The sequence below is a fragment of the Micromonospora sp. PLK6-60 genome (genome assembly GCF_019890675.1).
In the GTDB taxonomy this organism is placed as follows: Bacteria; Actinomycetota; Actinomycetes; order Mycobacteriales; family Micromonosporaceae; genus Micromonospora.
Map to the genome: position 1 here is coordinate 81526 of NZ_JAIOAA010000001.1, position 24408 is coordinate 105933.

19 protein-coding genes are annotated in these 24408 nt (G+C 72.7%); 9 read left to right on the forward strand and 10 right to left on the reverse strand.

All coding sequences use genetic code 11. The features are described 5' to 3' along the window. Position 1: 1 nt before the first annotated feature. The 6 genes from K7640_RS00300 to K7640_RS00320 all read left to right on the forward strand — a co-directional run bounded on the left by K7640_RS00300 (position 2) and on the right by K7640_RS00320 (position 5433). On the forward strand, positions 2 to 1330 hold the full coding sequence (locus tag K7640_RS00300) for an LLM class flavin-dependent oxidoreductase (protein WP_255607690.1): 1329 nt from the start codon (positions 2 to 4) through the stop codon (positions 1328 to 1330). 19 nt (positions 1331 to 1349) lie between these two features. Beyond that, positions 1350 to 2411 carry an aldo/keto reductase gene (locus K7640_RS00305; protein ID WP_222952602.1) on the forward strand — a complete coding sequence of 354 codons (1062 nt, stop codon included), beginning with the start codon at positions 1350 to 1352 and terminating at the stop codon, positions 2409 to 2411. Beyond that, complete coding sequence (locus K7640_RS00310; protein ID WP_222952603.1) at positions 2408 to 2959, forward strand: NAD(P)H-dependent oxidoreductase; 552 nt, start codon at positions 2408 to 2410, stop codon at positions 2957 to 2959. Before K7640_RS00305 ends, K7640_RS00310 begins: the two co-directional genes overlap by 4 nt. Positions 2960 to 3050: 91 nt before the next feature. After that, the gene (locus K7640_RS29825; RefSeq protein ID WP_255607691.1) at positions 3051 to 3779 is read left to right on the forward strand and encodes a hypothetical protein; all 729 of its coding nucleotides are present in this window, start codon (positions 3051 to 3053) and stop codon (positions 3777 to 3779) included. A gap of 71 nt (positions 3780 to 3850) precedes the next feature. Further along, positions 3851 to 4273, forward strand: coding sequence for a vanadium-dependent haloperoxidase (locus tag K7640_RS29830; protein WP_308042371.1), 423 nt, complete (start codon positions 3851 to 3853; stop codon positions 4271 to 4273). A 95-nt stretch (positions 4274 to 4368) separates the two neighbouring features. Beyond that, positions 4369 to 5433: an LLM class flavin-dependent oxidoreductase gene (locus K7640_RS00320; protein ID WP_222952604.1), complete on the forward strand. Its 1065-nt coding sequence runs from the start codon at positions 4369 to 4371 to the stop codon at positions 5431 to 5433. Positions 5434 to 5539: 106 nt separating this feature from the next. Here the strand turns inward: K7640_RS00320 and K7640_RS00325 are convergent, their stop codons facing one another. The 7 genes from K7640_RS00325 to K7640_RS00355 form a co-directional block, all read right to left on the reverse strand. Next, positions 5540 to 7114 carry an alpha/beta hydrolase-fold protein gene (locus K7640_RS00325; protein ID WP_222952605.1) on the reverse strand — a complete coding sequence of 525 codons (1575 nt, stop codon included), beginning with the start codon at positions 7112 to 7114 and terminating at the stop codon, positions 5540 to 5542. A 350-nt stretch (positions 7115 to 7464) separates the two neighbouring features. Next, on the reverse strand, positions 7465 to 8994 hold the full coding sequence (locus tag K7640_RS00330) for an aldehyde dehydrogenase (NADP(+)) (RefSeq protein ID WP_222952606.1): 1530 nt from the start codon (positions 8992 to 8994) through the stop codon (positions 7465 to 7467). Further along, positions 8991 to 10202, reverse strand: a complete 1212-nt coding sequence (locus K7640_RS00335; protein WP_222952607.1) for a fumarylacetoacetate hydrolase family protein — start codon at positions 10200 to 10202, stop codon at positions 8991 to 8993. Before K7640_RS00335 ends, K7640_RS00330 begins: the two co-directional genes overlap by 4 nt. Then, positions 10199 to 11380, reverse strand: a complete 1182-nt coding sequence (locus tag K7640_RS00340) for a mandelate racemase/muconate lactonizing enzyme family protein (RefSeq protein ID WP_222952608.1) — start codon at positions 11378 to 11380, stop codon at positions 10199 to 10201. Before K7640_RS00340 ends, K7640_RS00335 begins: the two co-directional genes overlap by 4 nt. Positions 11381 to 11384: 4 nt before the next feature. Next, the gene (locus K7640_RS00345; RefSeq protein ID WP_222952609.1) at positions 11385 to 12215 is read right to left on the reverse strand and encodes a carbohydrate ABC transporter permease; all 831 of its coding nucleotides are present in this window, start codon (positions 12213 to 12215) and stop codon (positions 11385 to 11387) included. Continuing rightward, positions 12212 to 13165: a carbohydrate ABC transporter permease gene (locus tag K7640_RS00350; protein ID WP_222952610.1), complete on the reverse strand. Its 954-nt coding sequence runs from the start codon at positions 13163 to 13165 to the stop codon at positions 12212 to 12214. Before K7640_RS00350 ends, K7640_RS00345 begins: the two co-directional genes overlap by 4 nt. A 78-nt stretch (positions 13166 to 13243) precedes the next feature. Further along, on the reverse strand, positions 13244 to 14491 hold the full coding sequence (locus tag K7640_RS00355; protein ID WP_222952611.1) for a sugar ABC transporter substrate-binding protein: 1248 nt from the start codon (positions 14489 to 14491) through the stop codon (positions 13244 to 13246). A gap of 161 nt (positions 14492 to 14652) precedes the next feature. Between K7640_RS00355 and K7640_RS00360 the strand changes: the two genes are divergently transcribed. From K7640_RS00360 to K7640_RS00370, 3 genes are all read left to right on the forward strand, one after another. Next, complete coding sequence (locus K7640_RS00360) at positions 14653 to 15462, forward strand: IclR family transcriptional regulator (protein ID WP_222952612.1); 810 nt, start codon at positions 14653 to 14655, stop codon at positions 15460 to 15462. A gap of 181 nt (positions 15463 to 15643) precedes the next feature. Beyond that, positions 15644 to 17896: a hypothetical protein gene (locus tag K7640_RS00365; RefSeq protein WP_222952613.1), complete on the forward strand. Its 2253-nt coding sequence runs from the start codon at positions 15644 to 15646 to the stop codon at positions 17894 to 17896. Positions 17897 to 18102: 206 nt separating this feature from the next. Continuing rightward, positions 18103 to 19842, forward strand: a complete 1740-nt coding sequence (locus K7640_RS00370) for a serine/threonine-protein kinase (protein WP_255607795.1) — start codon at positions 18103 to 18105, stop codon at positions 19840 to 19842. Between the two features lie 56 nt (positions 19843 to 19898). Here K7640_RS00370 and K7640_RS00375 read toward each other — a convergent pair whose 3' ends face one another. Genes K7640_RS00375 through K7640_RS00385 form a run of 3 tightly spaced genes read right to left on the reverse strand, consistent with a single transcriptional unit; the run spans position 19899 to position 24398 of the window. Further along, positions 19899 to 22292, reverse strand: coding sequence for an RICIN domain-containing protein (locus K7640_RS00375; protein WP_222952615.1), 2394 nt, complete (start codon positions 22290 to 22292; stop codon positions 19899 to 19901). Between the two features lie 57 nt (positions 22293 to 22349). After that, on the reverse strand, positions 22350 to 23207 hold the full coding sequence (locus K7640_RS00380) for a sugar phosphate isomerase/epimerase (RefSeq protein ID WP_222952616.1): 858 nt from the start codon (positions 23205 to 23207) through the stop codon (positions 22350 to 22352). 6 nt (positions 23208 to 23213) lie between these two features. Continuing rightward, positions 23214 to 24398 (reverse strand): ABC transporter substrate-binding protein, encoded by a 1185-nt coding sequence (locus K7640_RS00385; RefSeq protein ID WP_308042374.1) that lies wholly within the window; start codon positions 24396 to 24398, stop codon positions 23214 to 23216. Positions 24399 to 24408 lie beyond the last annotated feature (10 nt).

Consider the following 24408-nt stretch of genomic DNA (forward strand, 5'->3'; position numbering starts at 1 on the left):
CATGCTGCACCTCAACGCGTTCCTGATGGGCGTCGGCCACCACGAGTCGGCCTGGCGGCTGCCGGAGAGCGACCCGTTCGCGCAGACCGACGTCGCGCACTTCGTCCACCTGGCCCGGGTCGCCGAGCGCGGCAAGCTCGACTCGCTCTTCCTCGCCGACAGCCCGGTGCTGTGGAACAGCATCGGCCGGCGGCCGGGCGGCACGCTCGAACCGACCGTGCTGCTCACCGCCCTGGCCGGGGCGACCAGCCGCATCGGTCTGATCGGGACCGCCTCGACGACGTACAACGAGCCGTTCAACCTGGCCCGCCGGTTCGCCTCGCTCGACCACGTCAGCGGCGGCCGGGCCGGCTGGAACATCGTCACCACCGCCGGGGAGCAGGCGGCCCGCAACTTCAACCTGGACGAACTGCCCGCCCACCGGGACCGCTACGAGCGGGCGGCCGAGTTCGTCGAGGTGTCGCGCAAGCTCTGGGACAGCTGGGACGACGCCGCGCCGCTGGGCGACAAGGCGGCCGGCCGGTGGGGCGACGACGACCTGCTCTATCCCCCCGGGCACGTCGGGCGGCACTTCCGGGTGGCCGGACCGCTCAACGTCCCCCGCTCGCCGCAGGGCTACCCGCTGCTGGTGCAGGCCGGGTCGTCGGAGGACGGCAAGGAGCTGGCCGCCCGCTACGCCGAGGCCGTCTTCACCGCCCAGCAGACCCTCGCCGAGGCGCAGGCGTTCTACCGCGACCTCAAGCAGCGGGCCGCCCGGGCGGGCCGCGACCCGGACGGCATCAAGATCCTGCCCGGCATCGTGCCGGCGATCGGCGCCACCGAGGCCGAGGCCCGCGCGCTGGAGGACGAGCTGGACCGGCTGATCAAGCCCGAGTACGCCCGGCAGCAGCTCGCCACCACGCTGCGGGTCGCGCCGGAGGACCTCGACCTGGACCGGGAACTCCCCGCCGACCTGCCCGCCGAGGACGAGATCGAGGGCGCCAAGAGCCGCTACACGCTGATCGTCACGCTGGCCCGGCGGGAACGGCTGACCGTACGTCAGTTGATCGGCCGGCTCGGCGGCGGGCGGGGGCACCGCACCTTCGCCGGCACCCCGGAGCAGGTCGCCGACGCCATCGAGGAGTGGTACCGCAGCGGCGCGGCGGACGGCTTCAACATCATGCCGCCGGTACTGCCGTCCGGGCTGGAGGCGTTCGTCGACCACGTGGTGCCCGTCCTGCAACGGCGGGGCCTGTTCCGCACCGAGTACACCGGGACGACCCTGCGCGACCACTACGGGCTGCCCCGCCCGGCCAACCAGTTCGCCCGGCAGCTCGCCGCCACCCGCTGACCTTCGACGAGGAGATCTCATGGTCGACCACCGGCCCTTCGGCCGCACCGGCGTCCGCATCAGCCCGCTGACCCTGGGCGCGATGAACTTCGGTCAGCGGGGCAACCCGGACCACTCCGACGGCATCCGGATCATCCACCGGGCGCTGGACGAGGGCATCACCGCCATCGACACCGCTGACGTCTACTCGCACGGCGAGTCGGAGGAGATCGTCGGCAAGGCCCTCGACGGCGGGCGGCGCGACGACGTCTTCCTCGCCACCAAGTTCCACGGTCAGGTCGGCGACAACCCGCAGCACCGGGGCAACTCCCGCCGCTGGATCACCCAGGCGGTGGAGCACAGCCTGCGCCGGCTGCGTACCGACTGGATCGACCTGTACCAGGTGCACCGGCCCGAGCCGGACACCGACTTCGACGAAACCCTGGGCGCCCTCACCGACCTGGTCCGCCAGGGCAAGGTCCGCTACCTCGGCACCTCCACCTTCGAGCCGTCGGCCATCGTGGAGGGCCAGTGGATCGCGCAGCGGCGCGGCCGGGAGCGGGTGGTCAGCGAGCAGCCGCCGTACTCGATCCTGGCCCGCGGCGTCGAGCGGGAGGTGCTGCCGGTGGCCCAGCGGTACGGGCTGGCGGTCCTGCCGTGGAGCCCGCTGGCCGGCGGTTGGCTCTCCGGCCGCTACCACGCGGGGCTCACCGCCCCCATCTCCCGCCGGGCCGACCGCTTCCCGGCCCGGTTCGACCCGCGCGTGCCGGCCAACGCCGCCAAGCTGGCCGCCGTCGACGCGCTGGCCGCGCTCGCCGACGAGGCCGGCCTGTCGCTGATCCACCTGGCGATCGCGTTCGTCCTGGAACACCCGGCGGTCACCTCGGCGATCATCGGGCCGCGCACCCTGGCGCACCTGGAGTCGCAGCTCGGCGCCGCCAAGGTGACGCTGTCCCGGGACGTGCTGGACCAGATCGACGCCATCGTCGCGCCCGGCACCACCCTCAACCCCGCCGACGCCGGCTACCAGCCCCCGTCGCTGGCCGATCCGGCACACCGGCGGCGCGGCGGGTCGGCCCAACCGGCCGGGGTGGCCTCGTGACCGGCGGCGCGGCGCCGACCCCGGAGGTCGTGGTGCTGGTCGGCAACCCGCGCGCCGGCTCGCGCACCCGGGGCGTCGCCGAGGCCGTCACCGCGGCGCTGCTGGACCGCCTCGGCGGGCCACCCGGCCCCGTCCAGGTGCTGGAGCTGGCGGAGATCGTGGGCGTCTCGTTCGGACCGGAGCCGGCGTACGGGGCGAGGTCCGGCCCCGACCCGTTCACGGCGGTCCGCTCGGCGCGGCTGCTGGTGGTCGCGACACCGGCATACAAGGGCAGCTTCACCGGGCTGTTGAAGGTCTTCCTGGACCAGTTCGGGCACCGGGAGCTGGCCGAGGTGACGGCGGTGCCGGTGGCCGTGGCCGCCGCGCCGCCGCACGCCGACGCGGCGGCGGCGGCCCTGCGCGACGTGCTGGTCGAGCTGGGCGCGCAGGTGCCGGCCCCGCCGCTGGCCGTGCTGGAGTCGCGGCTGGCCGACGCCGACGAGATCGCCACGCAGTGGGCCGACCGACACGCCACCGCCGTCGCCCCCCGGCCGGCCCGGATCGGGTGACCGGGCCGACCCCGCGACGACATCCCCGCCCGACCCGGCGGCCCGTCCCGGGCCGCCGACCCACCGAGCCCCCGAAAGGAATGCCCACGCCATGACTCTGCCGACGATTCGGAGTTGGCGCCGGGGCGCGGCCGGCATCGCCGCCGCCGCGCTGGCCGCCGCCCTGTCGGTGGCCGCGCCGGCCGCCGCCGCGCCGCCCGACACCACCCTCGAGTGGTACGACGCCACCGCGGCGGCCGTCGCCACCGGCACCCGGCCACAGGTGACGAACAGCCGCGCCTGGGCGATCAGCTGGCTCGCCGCGGCCCGGGCGGCCCGCACCACCCCCGCCGCCGGCCCCGCCCAGGACGCCGCGCTCGCCTCGGCCGTGCACACCGCGCTCAGCGCCCTGCTGCCGCAGAGCGCGCCCACGCTCGACGCGACGCTGCGCGCCACGCTCGACCGGATCCCCGACGGACGTGCCAAGGACCGCGCGGTGGCCGCCGGGCAGCGGGAAGCGCGGGCGCTGCTGGACCGGCGGGCCGACGACGGGCTCGATCCGGCCGCCGTCAACCCGCCCTACCCCGCCCCGGAGCCGGCACCGGGCGTCTGGCAGCCCACCCCGCCGGCCTTCACCGCCGCCCAGCAGGCCGGCACCCGGTTCGCCACCCCGTTCCTGCTCGACCGCGCCGACCGGTACCGGCCCGGGCCGCCGCCCGCGCCGGGGTCGCCGCGCTACCGGGCCGACCTCGCCGAGGTCGGGCGTACGGCGCGGCCGGCAGCACGGTACGCACGGCGCAGCAGACCGACACGGCGACGTTCTGGCTGGGCTCCTCGCTGACCCTCTACACCGGAATCCTGCGCGCCGCGCTCGCCCAGTCCAGCCGGACGACCGCGTGGCGGGCGAGCCTGGTGGCCGTCTTCCACGTCGCCCTCGTCGACACCCAGATCGCCACCTCCGACGCGAAGTACGCCCACCTGCGGTGGCGGCCGGTCACCGCGATCCGCGCCGAGGGCGACCCCGGGTGGACGCCGCTGCACGACACCCCCGCGCACCCCGACTACCCCAGCGGGCACAACACCTACTCCGGCGCGGCCGAGGAGGTGCTCACCGCGCTGGTCGGCGCGCGGGCCCGCGCGCCGTACACCATCACCAGCCCCACCCAGCCGGGTGCCACCCGCACCTACACCGACTGGCGACGTCCCACCCGGGAGAACGTCGACGCCCGGGTGTGGTCCGGCATCCACACCCGGACGGCGGACGAGGTGGGGGTGCGGCTCGGCCGGGACGTCGCCGCCCACACCGTCCGCAACGCGGCGCGGCTGTTCGGCTGACCCCGGCCCGGCCCGCGGGGCGACCGGCGACCCCGGCGCCCCGCGGGCCACCCCCGCGACCCCACCGCACTCCCCGAGCAGAAAGGCCGCCGCTGATGGGCGCCGAGTTCCTCTGGTACATCCCGAACCAGGTCCAGCCCGGTCACCGGGGCGACGACGTCACCGCGGACCACAACAGCCTGCGGACCCTCACCAGCCACGCGACGGCCGTGGAGGAGCACGGCTGGGGTGGCGCGCTCATCGGCACCGGTTGGGGCCGGCCGGACACCTTCACGGTGGCCGCCGCGCTGGCCGCCCGGACCACCACGTTCCAGCCGCTGATCGCGATCCGGCCCGGCTACTGGCGGCCCGCCAACTTCGCCTCGGCCGCCGCCACCCTCGACCACCTCACCGGGGGCCGGGTACTTGTCAACATCGTGTCCGGCAAGGACAACCTCGCCGCGTACGGCGACGGGGACGGCGACCAGGCCCACCGCTACGCCCGTACCCGGGAGTTCCTCCGGATCGTGCGCCAGCTGTGGACCGAGGAGAACGTCACCTACCGGGGCGAGCACTTCACCGTCACCGGCTCCACGGTGGCGCTGCGGCCGGTCGTACGCGGCGCGCGCCGGCACCCCCGGCTCTACTTCGGCGGCGCCTCCCCCGCCGCCGAGGAGGTGGCCGCCACCGAGGCCGACGTCCAGCTTTTCTGGGGCGAGCCGCTCGACGGGGTGGCCGAACGGATCGAACGGCTCCGGCAGCTCGGCGAGAAGCTGGGCCGCGAGCACGCCCCGCTGGAGTTCGGCCTGCGGGTCACCACGCTGGTACGGGACACCACCGAACAGGCCTGGGCCGACGCCGAGGCCAAGGTGGCGGAGCTGGCGAAGGGCCGGGGCGGCGCCGCGCCGGACCGGAACTGGCGGGCCGCCGTCGGCCAGCGGCGCCTGCTCGACCTCGCCGCCCGCGGCGAGGTGCTCGACGACAACCTCTACACCACGCCCGGCCGCTTCGGCGGCGGCGGGGCGGGCACCACCTGGCTGGTCGGCTCCGCCGCGGACGTGGCGAGGTCGCTGCGCCGGTACCAGGCGCTGGGCGTCACCCACTTCGTCCTCTCCGACACGCCGTACCTGCCGGAGATCAGGCGGCAGGGCGACCAGCTCCTGCCGCTGCTGCGCGACTGACCGGCGTGGACCAGCACCGCGGCGTGCCGCGGCCGCTCACTCCCGACGATCGTCAGGGGTGAGCGGCCGCGGTTTCGGAACGGTCGGCGGCGGTGCGGGCCGGACCCTATCGGGCGTCGACCGCCGCGCTCTGTGAGCCGTTGAAGAGGCGGTCACCCTCGTAGCGGGCGACGACCGGCGTGTCGAGCGGGCCGTGGACGACGGTCTTCAGCCGGGCGATCCCGCCGATGATCGGCGCCGATCCGAGGTACGTGTCGCCGGTGTAGAAGTCGACCTTGCCGGAGGGGTCGGCGACGCTGGTGCTGACCGTGGCCAGCGTTGCCGTCGCGGTGACCTTGGTGTTGTGGGACGCGCCCGCCGGCTCGGCCTCGACGTCGAGCCCGGTCGTGGTGGCGCGGAACACCAGGGTCCGCAGGTAGTGGTTCAGCAGCGGACGCCAGACGTGCCAGGTGTGTACGCCGGGCACGTTGAACTCGTCCAGTTCGACACCGGCGGCCCGCAGCGCCGCGGCGTTGCGTTGCGAGGCGTCGGCGATGTTGCCCAGGCGGTCCTGGAGCCCGGTGCCGATCATGATGCCGCCGGCCACCGCCTTCATGCGGTCGATCTGGGCCTGGGTGGCGTTCGGTCCGCCCGCGCTCCAGGCGGCGTGGTAGCCGAACAGGCTGGTGTGGTTGTACATGATCGTGTAGGCCCGGCTGCCGCCGGCGGAGAAGCCGGCGAACGCGCGGTCCTCGGGGCGAGCGGAGACGTTGTAGTTCTCCTCGACGAACGGGAAGACGTTGTTCCGCAGTTCGTTGACGTAGCCCTCGTTGCCCCCGGGCAGACCGTTGAAGTCGGTGGACACGATCACCATCGGCTGCACGACGCCGTCCTGGATCGCGTTCTCCAGGATGAGGTGGGCGACGCCCTGCATCGTCCAGGCGGTCGAGTGGTCACCACCGCCGTGGCTGAGGTACAGCGTCGGGTACGGCGTGGCCCGGTTGGGGTCGTAGCCGTACGGGGTGTAGACGACGATGTCGTGCACGCCCCGCGGGTTGGTCGACAGCGGCGAGGTGTACCGCCGCGACTCCAACGTGCCCATCCTGGCCACCGGCGCCTGGTAGCCGGTGTCGTACGTCGGGAACTTCCTGCTCTCCGGGACGTAGATCGTGCTGCGCACCGCGCCGGGCGCGCCCGGGTACTGCGGCTGGATCTGCCACCGGTTGGCCGGGTCGTCGTGGAGCGTGCAGCCGGTGGCGAGCTCGTTGGTGCAGTCGTGGGTGAAGGCGTAACGGAAGGTGCCGGCGGGCAGCGGCGTGGTGAACGTCCACACGCCGTCCGCGCCCTTCTGCATGGCCTGGGTGTGCCACGGGGTGGCCGCGACGTCGCCCGGCTGCCACTCGGCGGGCGGACGGGCGTCGCCGCAGTCCTGGCACGGGATGTTCGCCGGGTCGGAGTACCACCAGTCACCGTAGATGTGGACCTGCTGGACGGTGTCGGGCGCCTGGTACCGGAAGGTGACCGAGTATCCGGTCGGCGGCTGGTCGGTGCGGGTGACGGTGGGGCCGAGGGGCTCGGCCTGGGCGGCCGACGCCGCGGGGGCCGCGAGCGCGCCGGCCGCGACGGTGACCGCCGTCAGCAGCGCGAGCGCCAGCCGCCGGGTCGGCGGCGTCAGCAAGAGACGGGGACGTGCAACGGGCATGTTCCTGCTCCCTCTCGGGCATGCGGCCGGGCCGGACCGACCGGTCTGGCCGACAATTCGATGGTGGAGGTGAACGGATACCGATGCCGAGCGGTGCAGCTATGTGAGCGCTAACATCGCCGGCTTGAAATGAAGCCAACCATGGTCCCAGCGGACGGGTCAAGACGATTTCGTAATCTGTTAGAAACAGTCTGTGATGCGCTTTTTTCCCAGCCTGGAACGACGCCAGAAGAACTGGCGTGGAAGCCATTTCGCTATTCCGCGACCAAGGCAGCGCGCATCGACCGCACGACCGCAATGGTTAATGGGTGAGGCGACCCTGGCGGTTTCTTCTGTTCCGGTCGTATCGGCTAATGCCGCACGGGTTGCACTGCTGGTTCGAACCTCCCGTCGACTCGCCGGGGAATGTCCGTGAATTCGTCTCGCAGCTCCTCGGGCAGGATCCACGCCGGAGCGTCCTGCCAGGCCAACGGGCGGAGGAAACGACGGATGGCGGTGGCACCCACGGAGGTGTGCACGGTGTTGGTCGACGGCCAGGGGCCGCCGTGGTGCTGGGCCCACGAGACGCGTACGCCGGTGGGATAGCCGTCGAAGACGACCCGACCCGAGCGGGCGCCGAGCAGCTCGACCAGCCGGCTGACCTCGGCGGTCTCCTCCCCCGGCCCGGTGTGGACGGAGGCGGTGAGCGACGGCGGCACGGCCGGCAGGGCCGCGTCGAGCTCGGCGACCTCGTGGTACCGGACCACCACCAGCAGCGGGCCGAAGCACTCCTCGGTGAGCTCGGCGGGCAGGCCCGGCAGGCTGGTCTCCACGAGTGTCGGTGCGACGGTGAAACCGTCCCCGGACGGGACCTGCGCACGCGCCGAGACGTGCGCGCCGGCCCGCTCGATCGCGGCCGCTCGGGCCAGGAACGCGTCCCGGACGTTCTGGTTGAGCAGGACCGCGCCACCGGCCGAGGCGACCCGCCCGCGCAACGCCTCGACGAGACGGTCGCCACCGGGATCGGCCGGGACGAACGCCAGCCCGGGCTTGGTGCACAACTGCCCGCCCGAGCCGGTGAAGGAGGCGAACAGCCCCTCGGCGATCTGGTCGCCCCGGCCGGCGGCCGCCGCGGGCAGCACGACGAGGGGGTTGACGCTGCTCAGTTCGCCGTAGAAGGGAATGGGATCGGGGCGCTCGTCGATGGCGGCCTGGATGGCCCGGGCCGCGCCGATCGACCCGGTGAGGGCTGCCCCGCGGATGGCGGGATGCCGGACCAGCGCCAGGCCCGCCTGCTGCCCGTACACGATCTCGATGACGCCGTCGGGCCCGCCCAGGTCGCGCACCGCTGCCCCGATCGCCCCGGCGGAGGCGTGCGAGGTGAGTGGATGTGACGGGTGGGCCTTCACCACGACGGGACACCCGGCGGCCAGCGCGGCGGCGGTGTCACCACCGGCGACGGAGAAGGCGAACGGGAAGTTGCTGGCCCCGAAGACGGCGACCGGCCCCAGTGGGACGAGCATGCGCCGCACGTCCGGCCCCCGCCCGAGTGGCGTGTCGGTGGCGTGGTCGATGGCGGCCTCGACGTACCCGCCGTCGCGCAGCACGTCCCGGAACATCCGGAACTGGGCCGCCGCGCGGGTGAGTTCCTGGTCGAGCCGTGGCCGGCCCAGCCCGGTCTCCGGATCCGCCGCCCCGATCAGCCGGCCGCGACGGGCCTCCAGCGCATCGGCGATGGCGTCGAGCAGCCCGGCGCGGCCGAGCCGTCCCAGGTCGGACAGCCACCGAGCCGCCCGGGACGCCTGGTCGGCGATCTCCGCCAGCCGCGAGTCGTCGGTCTCGATGAGGTCGGTCGGCCGGCGCCCGCCGGTGCGCGGGTCGACGGTGCTGACCACGTTCACAACAGTCCCCTCCTTCCCAGGTTTCCCATCAGATCGCGGACCCCGAATCGCCAGGGCTCGCATTCCTCCGCGTGCCGGACGCGGTTGACCAGCGTGCCGAGGGCGGGGCAGCTGATCCGCACCACGTCGTCGACCTTGTGGGTGAAGCCCTCACCGGGGCGGTCCCGGTCCTGGATGGGCGCGAACATCGTGCCGAGCATCAGCACCGCGCCGTCGGGGTAGTGGTGATGCGGGCCGATCAGTTGGCGCACCAGCCCTTCCGGGTCCCGCGACATCCGTCTCATCTCGGAGACCGCCTCCAACTGGAAACCGTCGACGCCACGGACCTGCAGGCGCACCTCGGCCGTGCGCACCTGGTCCAGGCCGAACCGCTTGTCGAAGAGCCGGATCAGCGGCCCCAGGGCGCACGAGGCGTTGTTGTCCTTGGCCCGCGGGAGCAGGAGGGCGGAGCGGCCCTCGACGTCCCGCAGGTTCACGTCGTTGCCGAGGGTGGCCCCGACGATCCGGCCGGTGGACGAGACGATGAGCGCCACTTCCGGTTCCGGGTTGTTCCAGCTGGACGCCGCGAGCACGCCGACCGGGACGGCGGTGCCGACGGCGGAGAGCACCTGGCCCTTGGTGAAGATCTCCGCGTCCGGGCCGATCCCCACCTCCAGGTACTGGCTCCAGATGCCCTCGGCGACCAACAGGGCCTTCAGCCGCTCGGCCTCGACCGAGCCGGGGGCGAGGCTGTGCAGGTCGGCGCCGATGTCGGCGAGCATCCGGCCGCGAATGTCCGCCGCGAGCGCAAGGTCACCGCGGGCCCGCTCCTCGATGACGCGTTCGATCAGCGACACCGGGAAGGTCACGCCGGCGGCCTTCAGCGCCTGGAGGTCGACCGGGGCGAGCAGCCAGGGCCGGGCGACGTCGCGGGTCGCCGCGCCGGTGTTGGCGAGCAGCTCCCCGAAGTCGCCCACCCGCGGGCCGTCGAGCTGCGCCACCGCGTCGGCGGGATCGGACAGCTCGCAGATGTCGCGGACGGTGGGGAACCGGTGGCTGACGTCGATGACGTCACCGTCCCGGACGACCACCGGGGTCGGGCCGTCGACGGACGGATCCCAGATCCGTCCGATGAGCAGCCCGTGGTCGGCGTCGTGCGGCAACGCCTCCGCGGCCGTGCCGAACCAGTCGGCCCCGGCGGTGGGCGCCGCGGGCTGTAGCACCGTCATGCGCCGCTCCCCAGGTTGAAGAAGGACCGCTCGTCCCGGGGGCGGATGTCGTACACGGCATCACGGAACATGCGCAGCGGGCGCGGTGTGAACGGGTGCTGCTCGATCGCGGTCAGGTCCAGCTCGATGCCCAGCCCGACGCCGGCCGGCACGAGCACGTCGCCCTCGTCGGTGAGGACCAGCCGTTCGTTGGTGATGTCGGGCCGCCAGGGCACGTCGGTCGCCATGATCTCCAGGTAGCGGAAGTTGGGCAGGGTCGCCGCGAGCTGCAGGGTCGCGGCCGTACTCAGCGGGCCGCTGGGATTGTGCGGTGCGAAGCCCACGTAGCTGGTCGCGGCGAGCGTCGAGATGAAGACGAGCTCGGCGATCCCACCGGCGTGTGTCACGTCGGGTTGGACGTAGTCGACCGCCTGCCGGGCGAGTGCCGGCGCGAAGCCCTGCCGGCCGTACCACCTTTCCCCGGCGGCGATCGGCACGGGCGAGGCGCGACGGACGTCGACCAGGGCGTCGAGGTTGTCCGGCGGGCAGGGTTCCTCGAACCAGACCGGGTCGAACTGCGCGAGCTCTCTGGCGATCGTGATGGCGTGCCGGACATCGAACCGGCCGTGCCCCTCGATGAACAGTTCGACCTCACGTCCGACGGCGGCGCGGACGGCGTCGACCTGGGCGAGCACCCGGTCCAGTTGCCCGGTCGAGATCGTCAGGTCGTAGTTCTCGAACGGATCCCACTTGAGGCCGCGGAAGCCGCTGCGCACGGTCCGGCGGGCGGCGGCCGCGTAGTCCTCGGCCGTGACGGCGCCGGAGAACCAGCCGTTCGCGTACGCCCGTACCCGGTCACGGGTCGCTCCCCCGAACAGCCGGGAGACCGGCACCCCGAGGTCCCGGGCCGAGATGTCCCACAGGGCCATCTCCAGTGCGCTCAGGGCGGTCATGATGACCGGGCCGCCCCGCCAGTACCAGTCCCGGGTGATTTCGTAGAGCACCTTCGAGATCGCGGTGGGGTCGAGGCCCACGACCGCCTCGGCGACCTCGGCCACCGCCCCGAGGACAGCCCGCTCCTTTCCTTCCAGGGTGGCCTCGCCGAGTCCGGTGATGCCCTCGTCGGTCCGGACACGCACGATGACGAGATTGGTGCGGTAGAAGTCGACGACCAGGGTGTCTACCGAGACGATTTTCATTCTGTCAACCCTTCACCGCGCCGGCGGTCATACCGGATACGACGTATTTCTGCGCCAACAGGTAGAAGGCGACGGCCGGCAGCGTGAACAGGAAGGCGACCGCCATCACCGTCTGGATCGGCGTGCCCAGTTCGCCGATGAAATTCGCTATGCCAACGGAGGCGGGTTGCAACTCCGGATTGAAGATGAAGGTCACCGCGAACACGTATTCGTTCCAGGCGTGGAAGAAGGCGATGACCGCGGTGGCCGCGATCGACGGGGCGATCAGCGGCACGTTGATGCGGGTCAGGACGGTGAGAGGGCGGCCGCCGTCGGCGCGGGCGGCCTCCTCCAGTTCCCTGGGTATGCCGTCGATGGCGCCCTTGAGGATCAACGCGACGATGGGCAGCACGAACGCGGAGTTGACCAGGACGAGGCCGGTCAGCGAGTCGAGCAGGTCGAAGCGGCGGAACAGCGCGAACAGCGGCACGACCATGAGCGCCTCGGGCAGCATCTGGGTGAACAGCAGCGCGACGGTCAACAGCGCCTTCCCCCGGAACGAGAACCGGGACAGCGCGTAGCCGAGCGGGATGCCCAGACCGACGGAGAGGACCATCGTGCCGACGGCGATCACCAGGCTGTTGAGCAGCCAGCCGGCCGCCTTGCCTTCGGCCAGCGCGTCGACGAAGACCTCGAACCGGCCGAGGTCGGGGGTGAGCCGGGGCTGCTCGGCGAACAGGTCACCGTTGCTGGACAGCGCCGTGACGAGCATCCAGTACAGCGGGAACACCGCGACGCCCAGCACGACGAGCACGGCGATGATCCGCGCGGTGAGACCGGGGCGGAAGCGCGTCATCGGACATCCTCCTTCTCCACGGCGCGGGCGACGAAGCGGCTGCCGGTGATGACGATGAGTGAGATGACGACGCCGACCATGCCGATGGCCGCCGCGGAGCCGAGTTCCTTGGAGTCGAAGGCCTGCGAGTAGAGGTCGATGACGAGCGTCTCGGTGGAGCCGACGGGTCCGCCCTTGGTCATCAGCCAGATCAACTCGAACCGCCGCAGGGACCAGATCGTCATGAGCAGCGCGAGCAGTCCCACGGTGGGCTTGATGACCTGCCAGGTGACGGCGCGGAAGGTGGCCCACCGCCCGGCGCCGTCCACCGTGGCGGCCTCGTGCAGGTCCTGCGGGACGGCCTGCAGCGCGGAGAGCAGGACCACGGAGGTGAAGGGGAACAGTTGCCAGATGGTCGTCGCGAGCACCGCCGGCAGCGCGTATCGCGGGCTGTCCAGGATCGCGCCGCCCGGAACGCCGAGGCCGACCGCGTTCAAAAACCGGTTCACGATGCCGTACTGCGCGTTGAGCATCCAGGTCGCGATGAGGGCGACGGCGATGCCGGGGGCGGCCCAGGGCACGGTCACCAGTGCCCGCGCCACGCCCCGCCCACGGAAGCCCTTGTTGAGCAGGAGCGCGACGGCCAGCCCGGCGCCGACCGCGCCGGCGACGCAGGCGATCACGTAGCCGAAGGTGATCAGCAGCGTCTGGTGGAAGTCGGGGTCGCCGAAGATGCGGCGGAAGTTGTCGAGCCCGAGCCACTGGCTGCGGGTCGGGTTGAGCAGTGTCGTCCGGGTGAAGCTTAGGTATATCTCCTGCGCGAGCGGCACCGCCTGGAAGACGAGGATGAACAGGGCGGCGGGGCCCAGGAACAGGTACGGCGTCCACTTGCTACCCAGCGGGCTGCGCCGGCGCCGCGGTGCGGATCGGCGCGTCGTACCCGGGGGCCTGGTCCGGTCAAGCACAGTCATCGGGTTCGGTCCTTCCCGGCCGGGGCGCTGCCGGCGCCGGCTGGTGTGGCGCCGGCAGCGTCGCCTCGCCGATGGCTGTCAGCCGGCGAGCTCGGTGGCCTGCTGCTGGGCCCGGTCCAGCGCGGACTTGAGATCCGCCTTGCCCTGCAGCGCCGCGATCACGTTCTGCACGACGACCTTGCGAATGTCGGGCGTCTTGGCCTCGAATCCCAGCACGACCTGCGGCAGGCTGGACTCGGTGAGCTCGTCGAACACGGTGAGGAACGGGGTCTGCTGCAGCGACTCGGCGCTGCGCTGGGTGGTCGTCGCGACGCTGCTCGCGCCCAGGACCTCCTGCAACTTGACCTGGTTCGATGGCTCCAACGCCCAGCGGATGAAGGTGGCCGCCTCGTCCTTGGCCGGGCTGGCCTCGTTGATGACGATCGGGGCGAGGATCGCACCCTGCTTGCGGACGGGGAACGGGATGGGCGCGACGCTGAAGTTCAGCTTCGGGTTCTGGCCGCGGGTCGCGGTCACGTACCCGCCGTTGTTGAGCTCCATGCCGACCTTGCCCTCGGCGAACATCCGCCGGAACGTCGCCGCGTCCGCGCCCCGCGGGATCACGTTGGCGTCGTACAGGTCCTTGTACGCCTGCAGTCCCTTCAGGTTCTCGGGCGAGTTGATGGTCAGGTTCTTGCCGTCGGACCACGCCCCTCCGAAACCGTGGACGTAGTTGAAGATGTCCTGCCACACACCGGCCTCCTCGGCCTCGGTCTGCCGGAAGGCCAGGCCGTAGACGTCGCCCTTGGTCAGCGACTTCGCGGTGGCGAAGAACTCCTCGTAACTGGTCGGTGGCTTCGGGATGAGGTCGGCGTTGTAGAACATCGCGTAGTTCGACGCCTCGAAGATGATGCCGTGCCGGACACCGTCGTGGACCATGAACTGGTCCGGCTGCTTCAGCAGGTCGTACCTGCCGACGTCCACCATCTTGTCGAGGGGCGCGATCAGGCCGGCGTCGGAGGCGGCCTCGAACTCGGGCATGTCGAAGCGGACGAGGTCGGGGCCCTTGCCGCTGCCCATCTGGGTCAGCACGGTCTGGCCGAAGGTCGGGTACGGCACCGCCGCCGGTGAGATCTCGATCTTGTCCTGACTCTTGTTGAACTCTTCGATCCACTGTGTCAACTGAGGCCCGCGCCCGGGGTCGCCGAAGGTCGAGGCGGCGAAGGTGAGCTTCCGGACGCCACCGCTGGGCTCGCCGTCGGAGCCGCAGCCGGTCATGAGGGCGGCGACCAGGCCGAGGGCACTGGTCGCCGCAAGGATGCCAAGGCGGGTGCGCTGCTTCCTCATGGTTTCTCCCGGTTAAGAGGTCGAGTCGCGCGCGTTAATTTGCAACGATCGTAGCGACATATGCAACGGTGTCAAGTAGCTATTGCGCATGGCATCAACTACATTGCACATAACGCAACGTCGGCACTGGTGCAGCCGACGGCAGGAGGGGAGACACGGCCTTGGCGCAATCGATTCGTCGCGCGATCGACCTCATCCGTCGGTCCGCGGAGCATCCGCTGTCCCTGACGGAGGCGGCGGAGGTGCTCGGCGTCCACAAGTCCACGGCGCTCCGGATCCTGCAGACCCTGGAGTCCGCGCGCTTCGTCCGCCGGACCGGCGCGGGAACGTACGTGCTCGGCAGCGGGCTGATCGAGCTGTCGGAGCTGGCGCTCGGCTCGATGGACCTACGCCAGTTCGCCGCCGCGCACCTGCGCGGCCTGCAACGCGCGACCGGCCACACCGTCCACCTGGCGCAACTGACCGGCGACGAGATCATCTACATCGACAAGGTCGACAGCCCGGCGTTCGACGCCGTGAAGCTGCCGTCCAGGGTGGGGCGCGCGGTCTCGCTCTACGCGAGCGCCGTCGGCAAGACCATCCTCGCCTACCTGCCGTCCGAGGAACGCGACCGGCTCCTCTCCCACGTCACCTTCGAGCGGTTCACCGAGACCACCTTCGCCGACCGCGAATCGCTGGAGGCCGAACTCAGCCGCGTTCGGGAACGGGGCTGGGCGACCGACAACGGTGAGCACGACGCCTATGTGATGTGTGTGGCGGCACCGGTGCGGGACTCGCGTGGGCGGGTCATCGCCGCGGCCTCCATCACGGCGATCGAGGTCATCGCGAACCTCGATCAACTGATGAGCAACCTCCCGCTGCTGATGGAGACCGCGAATCAGATCTCCCAGGAACTCGGCCACACCCTGCCGGAACCGGCGGAGCCGCTGGTCGATCGGGCGCCGTCGCAGGCTTCCGGCACGCGGAGCTGAACGAAGTACGCCCACCTGCGGTGGCGGCCGGTCACCGCGACCCGGGCCCGCGGCGACCCCGGGTGTGCCGCGCGGCTGAGCACGGACGCGCCGTCCGGCTGGTCTGCGGCGAATCGTCCAACCCGCCACCGTCCTTCTCACTAGCGTGAACCGGGATCGGTAGCGGCCGGGAGGCGGGGCGTTGGCGCACGAGGTGGTCGAGTTACGGGTGCACGGCGTCTCCGGTACGTCCGCCGAGGCCCTGCTCGACCACCCCGTGGTGAGCCGGGTGGCCGGCGACGACCACGCCGGCTTCTACCGGCCCCGCCCCGGCTTCGGCGTCGACGACCGGGCGGGCGGCCTCCGGGTGGAGGCGTACCGCTGGGGTGGTCTGACCGCGGGCGGCGCCGCGCGGACCCTGTCGTTGCTGTTCCTGCTTCCGTTCATGCTGATCAACCTCGCCGTGTGGGCCCGGCCGGCGACCGGCGGGTCCGGTGGGCTCATCGGACCGGTGTGCCGGCTGCTCGCCGGCACCCTGACCGCCGCGTTCGTCCTCTCGATCGTCGGCGTGACCATCGACATCGTCGGGTGGCAGTGCGCGCCCTACCACCCCTGCGTGCGCGGTCGGCCCTATCTGGCCTGGCTGGCGAACCTGCCACTCGGGCCGCGCCTGGCGGTGCTGGCGTTGCTGCCGCTCGGCGCGCTACGGCTGCTGTGGTGGCTCGGCGAGCGCTCGTCCCGGGTGTTCGAGGCGTTCCCGGCCAGCGGCGGGCAGGCCCGGGCCGGCGGCGAGGGCGGGGAGGACCGGCTGGACCGGCCGGGATTCTGGAACGACGCGCTCGTGGTGCAGCGGCTACGCGGCATCCACGTCGCGGTCGGGCTCGGCGTGCTCGACGCGAGCCTGCTCGGGGCGCAGAGCCGCATCCGTTCCACCCCGGTGGCGTACGTGCTCTTCGTGGCGGCCTGGGTGCTGCTCGCGGCCTGCGTCGTCCTGCTCTGCATGCCGTCGCGGCGGCGCGGCGCCGGGCCGGGCCGCGGGCCGGTCGACCTGCGCGGCCTGCGGACGCTGCGGGTGAGCGGCATCGCGCTCACCGTGCTGACCCTGGCCTACACCGCGGTGCCCCTGGAGCCGCCACCGCCCCGCGAGCAGTTGCCCGGGTACGAGGGCGCGGTGGCCGCGCTGGTCGCCGGCCAGGCCGCGCTGTTGGCCGTGCTCGTGGCCACCACCCTGCACCAGCGACGGCGCAGCCCCGGGCCCACTTCGTCCTGGTTGAGCGGGCTGGCGGCCCCGGTCTTCGCCGCGGCGGCGGTCGCGGCCGGGTACGGGTTCTCCGCCGCGCTGGTCTACCGGGTCGCCGACTTCCTCGACCGGGGCGAGATCCCGAACCCGGCCCGGCCGAACGCGCCCGGCGCACCGCCGCTGGAGCCGCCGGTCACCTACCGCTGGGCGGCGCTGGCCGGGCTGGTGGCCGTCCTGTTCGTCGCGGTGACCGCGATCTGGCGGATCGTGTCGACGCGGCGCCGCCGACGGCGGCTGGCCGAGAAGGTGGTCGGCCGGGACTTCCCCGACCCGCCGCCCGAGGCGCTGCCCCGCCTGGCCGCCGTCCGGCGGGCCGTCGCTCGGGCCGCCGTCGCCGAACAGCTCAACCCGGCCCTCGTCGTCTTCCTGGTCCTGTCGCTGCTCGGCGTCACCGTCGTCGCCCTGGACCTGATCGGCATCGGGCCGTCGAAGCTCAGCGAACGCCTGGCCGGCACGGACATGCGGGCCTCCACCGACCTGGCCCTCGTCACCGACGTCGGGATCTACGTCATCGGCCTGGTCGCGCTCGGCATCCTGGTGCTCGGGCTGCTCTCCTACCGGTCGGAGGAGACCCGACGCACCGTGGCGGCGCTCTGGGACCTGGGCACCTTCTGGCCGCGCACCGTGCACCCGTTCGCGCCACCCTGCTACGCCGAGCGGGCGGTGCCGGAACTCGCCAGACGCGTCACCACCCTGACCGGCCAGGGCGGGGTGATCCTCTCCGGTCACTCGCACGGCTCGGTCCTGGCCGCGGCCACCCTGCTCCAGTTGCCGGTGGAGGTGCTGTCCCGGGTGGCGTTACTGACCCACGGCAGCCCGCTGCACCGGCTCTACGCCCGGCTCTGCCCCGCCTTCCTCGGCAGTGCGACGCTGCACGAGCTGGGTGACCGGCTCGACTGGCGGTGGGTGAACCTGTGGCGGGACACCGACCCGATCGGCGCCCCGATCTTCTCGGCGCACCGGCCGGGCGAACCACCCCGGATGTCGGGGCCCGCCGGCACGGTCGACCGCCGGCTCCGCGACCCGCTGGCCGTCACCGTGCCCGCTGACGACACCGTCCCACCGCCGATGAACCGGCACTGGCCCTACCACACCGACCCGGGGTACGACGCGGCGGTACGTGAGCTGGCGGGGCGCCTCGACCCGGCCGGCTGACCCCATTCGCGCCGGTGGCCGGCCCACACGGCGGCACCGTCGCGGGCCGTGCGCGACCGTCGTGTCCCGACGAGCCCGCCGCCGGCCGGTGAGACGAACCGTTTTCGCAGCCCGGCGCGGGGGTAGGAGGAGGACCGGACGGGGATCACCGGCGCGCACGGGCGCCGGGCGGGTGGGAGTCGCCGGGGCAGGACGGTGGGGTGAGCATGCGACTGCTGGCGGGGCGCTACCGCCTGATGGAGCAGGTCGGCCAGGGTGGGTCGGCGGTCGTCTGGCGGGCCGTCGACGAACTCCTCGGCCGCATCGTGGCGGTGAAGCTGCTCGCCGGGCGGGGTGTGGAGGACCGGGCCTGGCGAGACGCGGTACGCGCCGAGGCGCGCGCCGCCGCGCGGCTGAACCACCCGAACGTCGCCGCCGTCTACGACTACGGCGAGGCCCGCACCGCCGGCCTGCGCCGCCTGCCCTTCCTGGTGCTCGAGTACGTCGACGGCGAGAACCTCGCCGAGCGGCTGCGTCGTACCGGCCCGCTGCACTGGCGGGAGGCGGTGCGGATCTGCGGCGACCTGGCGATCGGGATCGCCGCCGTGCACGACGCGGGGCTGGTCCACCGGGACGTCAAGCCGGGCAACGTGCTGCTCGCCCCCGCCGGACCGAAGCTGGTGGATCTCGGGGTGGCCCGGGCGGTCGGCGCGGCCACCGTGAACGGGCGCGGCGAAATCCTCGGCACCCCGGCGTACATGGCCCCGGAGCAGCTACGCGGCGAGCCGGCCGTGCCCGCCAGCGACATCTACGCCTTCGGGCTGCTGCTCGCCCAGTGCCTGACCGGCCGGGTTCCGCGCGACGGCGACGGCGACGAGCTGGCGGGTTCGCTCGCGGCGGCCGGTCTCCCCGACTGGGTGGGTGAGCTGCTGCGGCGCTGCCTCGCCGCCGAGCCGGACGTCCGGCCGACGGCGCGTACCGTCGCGCGGCGGCTGGCCAGGACAGCCCCGGCGGGTCCGTGGCGGCTGCGGCCGTCCGCGGCCGCGGTCGCCCCACCGACGGCACCGGCGATGCTCACCGTGCCCGCCGCGCGACGCCGGCCCGTCCGGCGCGCGGTGCTGGTCGGCGGGGTTCCGGCGGTGCTGGCCGGCGCGGTGCTCGCCGCGCAGTTGCCCGGGTTCACCTCGACGCGGGACGCGGCGGAGGGCGCGACGCAGGCGTCCGAGCCCGCCGCGCGCGGCTGCACGGTCGCCTACGCGGCGCAGCGCGCGGTGGACGGCACCTTCGCCGCGGAGATCACCGTCGAGGCGACCGGGGCGCAGCCGGCCGGCCAGCGGGTGTTGTCCTTCCGGTTCCCGCCCGGCCAGCGGCTCGGTGCGCCCCAGGACCGCTGGCAGTCCGGCCAGCAGGTCCGGATCCCCCTGCCGGCCGGCGCGACGGCCGAGGTCCGGGTGCCGCTGCGGGGGACGTACACCGGTGGCGCGGGCGCCGCGGCGGAGGGCTTCGCGCTCGCCGGCGTGCCGTGCCGCAACTCCTCGGCCCTGGTCACCGTCGCCGGTGCGGACGGGTCGTCTGCCACCGCCGGTCAGCTGCCGGCCCCCGGTGGTGGTGGCGCCGCCCCCGGCGACGCACCGCGCCGACCGGATACGGTCGCGCCCGCTCCGGCTGGTGGCTCGGCGGGCGAGGGCGCCCGCCGGAGCACGCCGGCCGGCGAGCCGACCCGCGGCAGCGCGCCGCCGTCACCGCCGCGGCCGAGCGGCGACGCGGGGGCCACGCCCACGGGTGGCGCGTCGTCGCCGCGGCCCACCACGGCCGCGCCGCCCCCGCCGGAGGACCCCGCGCCGTCGACCGCGCCGACCACGCCGCCCGCGCCCGCGCCGGAGCCGCCCGAGACCACGAAGCCCACCCCGCCCGCGGACGAGAGTTCCGCGCCGGCCGACGCCCCCGCCGCCGACCCGGCCGACTGAGGCCGGCGAGCGGCCCTCCCGGCTGGGGAGAACCGCTCGCCGACCACCTGACGAGGTCAGTTGCGCAGGCTCCACTGCTGGTTGCTGCCGCCGTGGCAGGCCCAGAGGTGGATCTTGGTGCCGTTCGCGGTGCCGTTGCCGCTGGCGTCGAGGCAGAGCCCGGACTGGACGCCGGTGATCGTGCCGTTGGCGTTGACGTTCCACTGCTGGTTCGGCTGGCCGTTGCAGTCCCAGATGATCGCCGGGGTGCCGTTGGCGGTGCCCTGGCCGGACGCGTCGAGGCACTTGTTGCCGTACACCATCAACTGCCGGCCGGCGGTGTACGTCCACCGCTGGTTGGTGCCGCCGGTGCAGTCCCACAGTTGCGCCTGAGTGCCGTTGGCGGTGCTCGATCCGCCGATCTCCAGGCACCGGCCGGATCCGCCGCCGACGATCTGCCCGCTCTGCGGCCCGCCGCTGCCGCTCTGCGGGCCGGCCGCCGCCATCACGGCCTGGGCGCCCGCCGGCCAGTTTCCGTTGGTCACCGTCACGTTGCCGGAGACGACGTTGCCCCGGTCGCCGTTCGTCACGTTGGTGCTGCCGTTCGTCGACCAGTTGTTGGTGACGGTGAAGTTGCCCATGTTCTCCGCGAACCAGTAGTTCGCGGTGGCCCAGGTGCCGGTCGCGGAGAAGACGTTGTTGCGGGCGGTGTAGTAGCGGGATCCCTCGTCGAAGTAGAGCCCGAAGTAGCCGTTGGTCCGCAGGCAGTAGTTGTCGCTGATCAGCGCGCCCGGGTTGGCCGACAGCGTGTAGACGCACCCGCCGTCGTTCATCTGTTGCATCACGTCGTGCACGTAGTTGCCGATGAGCCGGTTGTTGGCCGCGGTGGTGGCGGTGCCGTAGCGCGGCTGGTAGTTGTACAGGCCCCGGTCGGCGTAGTGGTTGCTGCCGCCGGCGTCGTTGGAACCCCAGCCGTAGCCGATGGACAGACCGGTGTACGGCATGTTGTAGACCTCGTTGTACGAGATCGTGGCGTTGGTGACGTACGTGGCCAGCGCCGAGACGATGCCCCGGTACTCGATGCCCAGGTCGTGCAGGCGGTTGTTGCTGATCGTGATGTCCCGGTTGACCATCCGCTGGTCACTCGGGTGGTGGGCGTCGGCGCGTACCCCACCGACGACGATGCCGCCGGCCGAGTTGCGGGCGATCTCGGAGCGGGTCACGGTGATGTTGCTGGCGCCGAGGCCGACCCCGCTGCCGTGGGCGTTGGCGTCGTTGCCGATCCCGATGGCCGTCTGGCCCAGGTTCACGAACTGCGAGTCGCTGAAGGTGATGTTGTTGGCGGCCGAGACCTGCACGGCGGCCGGCATCTGCTGCCAGTTCGGCCGGGTCGCCTCGAACTGGGGGCAGCCGTTGTGGCAGGTGGTGAAGCCGGGCCAGCTCCAGTTGCCGTAGATGTACGCGCCGGTCTGCTGGTCGGCGTAGCCCTGGTTGCTGCTCGCGCCCAGCCAGCTGGTGCCGGTGAAGGTGATCCCGGTGAGCGTGACGTGGTGCGCCGGGGCGTCGTACGTCCCACCGATCTGGACCAGGGACTGCAACGTGGGCAGCTCCACCCGGGCGGTGCTCATGTTCTGCCCGGCCAGCGGGATGTAGGAGAGCGCCCCGGTGCCGGGGTCGAGATACCACTCCCCCGGCGCGTCCAAGAACTCGTAGGCGTTGGTCAGGTAGAGCGGCCCGGCCCGGTGCGGGCTGGTGAAGGTGTCGTAACCGAAGTTGTTGTTGCTCCAGCCGGGCTGCTGCATCCGGATCTGGTTCCCGCTGATGCTCTGCACCGACACGTACCGGTCGGTGAACGAGTTGACGCTCTCCAGCTGGATCCGGCTCTGGTTGGCCAGGTTGTTCAGGTAGGTCAACGCGCCGTTGGTGAACCGCATGCCGGTGCTGTCGGCGGTGAAGTCGGCGCGGTTGACCTGGGTGCGGGCCCGGGTGGCGACGGCCCCGTCGACGTAGAGCTGCCGGCTGTCCACGCCGGCGCCGACGGTGGCCCGCCAGATGTTGCGCCCGGCGTCGACGAGCGACCAGCCGGTGACCGCCCGGGCGCCGCTGAGCACGGGCCGGGCCGACGGGGCCGCCTGCCACACCACCCGGTAGCCGTTGGTGCCGGAGTCGGCGGCGGTCAGCCGCAGCGGCGTCGAGAGCCGGTACACCCCGTCGGCCAGTTGCACGACGATGTCGCCGGACATGGCGCCGTTCAGCGTGCGGACCGCGGTCTGCGCGGCGGTCACCGAGCACGGCTGGGCGGCGCTGCACGTGCTGCCGCTGCCGGACGGGGAGGCGTAGAGGGTGGTGGTGGCGGCCACCGCCGGGGCGGCGGACGCCGCCACGACGGTCGCGGTGGTCACCGCGGTCAGTGCCGCCGCCGCGACCGCGGCGAGCACCCGCCTGGGCGGGGTGGATGACGGTACGGACACGGGGGTCTCCTTACCTGGTGGCGGTGGTGGTGGGGTGGGGCCGGGCGGCGGTGGTGGTCACCCTCGGCGGAGGACCTCCCGGAGGTAGGCCAGGCCGTCGACGGCGAGCCGGTCGGGCGACGGGGCGAGGGGACGCCAGATCGAGGCGGCGGTCGCGATCGTCTCGTTCTCCGGGGTGAACGACTCGATGCAGATCGCCCCCCGGTAGCCGGTCGCGGCCAGGGCGGCGAGAAACCGGGGCCAGTCCAGGTGGTCCGCGCCGGGTGCGCCCCGGTTGGTGCCGCTGACCTGCACGTGCTTGATGTGCGGGCCGGCGGCGGCGAGGGCGGCGTACGGGTCGGCCTCCTCGATGTTCATGTGGTACGTGTCGATCATGAGGCCGACGTTGGGGGGTAGCCCGTCGATCAGCTCCACCGCCTGGTCGATCGTGTTGACCACGCTCGTCTCGTACCGGTTCAGCGCCTCCACGCCGATGGCGACGCCCCGCTGCGCCGCGTGCTCGGCGACCGGCGTCAACGCCCGGCGGAAGTCGGCGTAGCAGGCGGCCCGCTCGGTCGGGGTCATCCGCCAGGTACGGCCCACCGAGGCGTAGACCGGACCGCCGACGCACGGGGCGCCGACGACCGCCGCGCTGTCCACGCAGCCCGTCAGGTAGGCCACGGTCGCCTCGACCACGGCCGGCGGGGCGTGGACGAGGTCCCGCCCGGGTGGGGTGACCGCGCAGACGCCCGCCGCGGTCAGTCCGAGGGTGTCCAGCAGCTCCCGGGTCCGGTGCGGGTCCCAGTCCCCGGGCTGCTCGATCGGCAGTTCGACCGCGTCGAAGCCGAAGCCGGCGATGCGCGGCAGCAGCTCGGCCAGGGCCGCATCGTCCACAGGTGACGCCCACACCCAGGGGTTGACGCCGATCGGATACATCGGGGCCTACTTCCAGCGCTGCGGGTATCCGGGCAGGTCGGCGCAGCCGCACATCGCGTAGTGCAGCGGCGGCATGTCCGGGTCGAGATACTGGTCCAGGTTCTCCTGGGTGATCGTCGGCTGCGGCAGCTTCCACGGGTTGGACACCTGCTGGCCCCGCAGGATCCGCAGGGCGGCGATGATCGGCGTGCGCCACTGGTAGGTCGGGTAGGTCGGCGCGATCGCGGTGAGCCCGTTGTCCTTCCACATCTTCAGGAAGTCGAGCTGGTCCTCGCCGTTGATCGGGGGCACCGGCTTGCCGGCGTCCTGGAACGCCTCGACGGCCGCCACGGCGACCGCGCCGGCGTCCATCCAGACGCCGTCGATGGTGCCGTACCGCTGGAGGTAGTCGTCGACGATCTTCTTGGTCTTGGCCGGGTCGCCGTCGGTGAACTCGACGCCCACCACGTTGACCTTCGCCTTGTCGAAGGCGACCTTCGCGGCGGACCAGCGGGTCTCCAGCACGTCGACGCCGGGCAGGATGCGCAGGGCGAGCACCTTGCCGCCGGGCTTCATCCGCTGGCTGACGAACTCCGCGCCGACGTGGCCGAAGCCGTACCCGCCGATGGGGTTGATGAACGTCACCGGGCAGTCGGTGTCCACGCCACGGTCGAAGACGATGACCGGCAGGCCGGTGCGGCAGGCCGCCTCGACCGCCGGGGTGAGCGTGGCGGTGGTGTTCGGCGAGACGATGAGCGCGTCGCACTTCTTGCCGAGCAGGTCGTTGATGTCGGCGATCTGCTTCTGGTCCTTGCCCTCGGCGTCGATGTGGACGAACTCCTTGATCAGGCTCGCCTGCGCGGCCACCTCGGCCTGCATGGTCTTGAACCCGACCTGCCGCCACGGGTTGTTCAGCGCCGCGTTGGAGAAGCAGATCTTGTACGGGCCGGCCTTCGTGAACTTCGCGGTGTCCACCATGGCCGGGTTGAGCACCTGCTCCCACGGCTTGTCCGCCGGCCCGGTCGGGGTGGCGTCGAGCAGCTTCAGCTCGTTGTCGTAGTCGGCCTGCACGAAGAACTTCGACTGGTCGCCGGTGCCGGCGCCGGCCGGCGCGGACGAGGCGCCCGACGGGCCGGCGGCCGGTTCGTCGGTGGCGCAGCCGGTGAGGGCGAGCAGCGCCACCGCGGTCAGTACGGTTATCCGGTTCTTCACTGGTATCCCC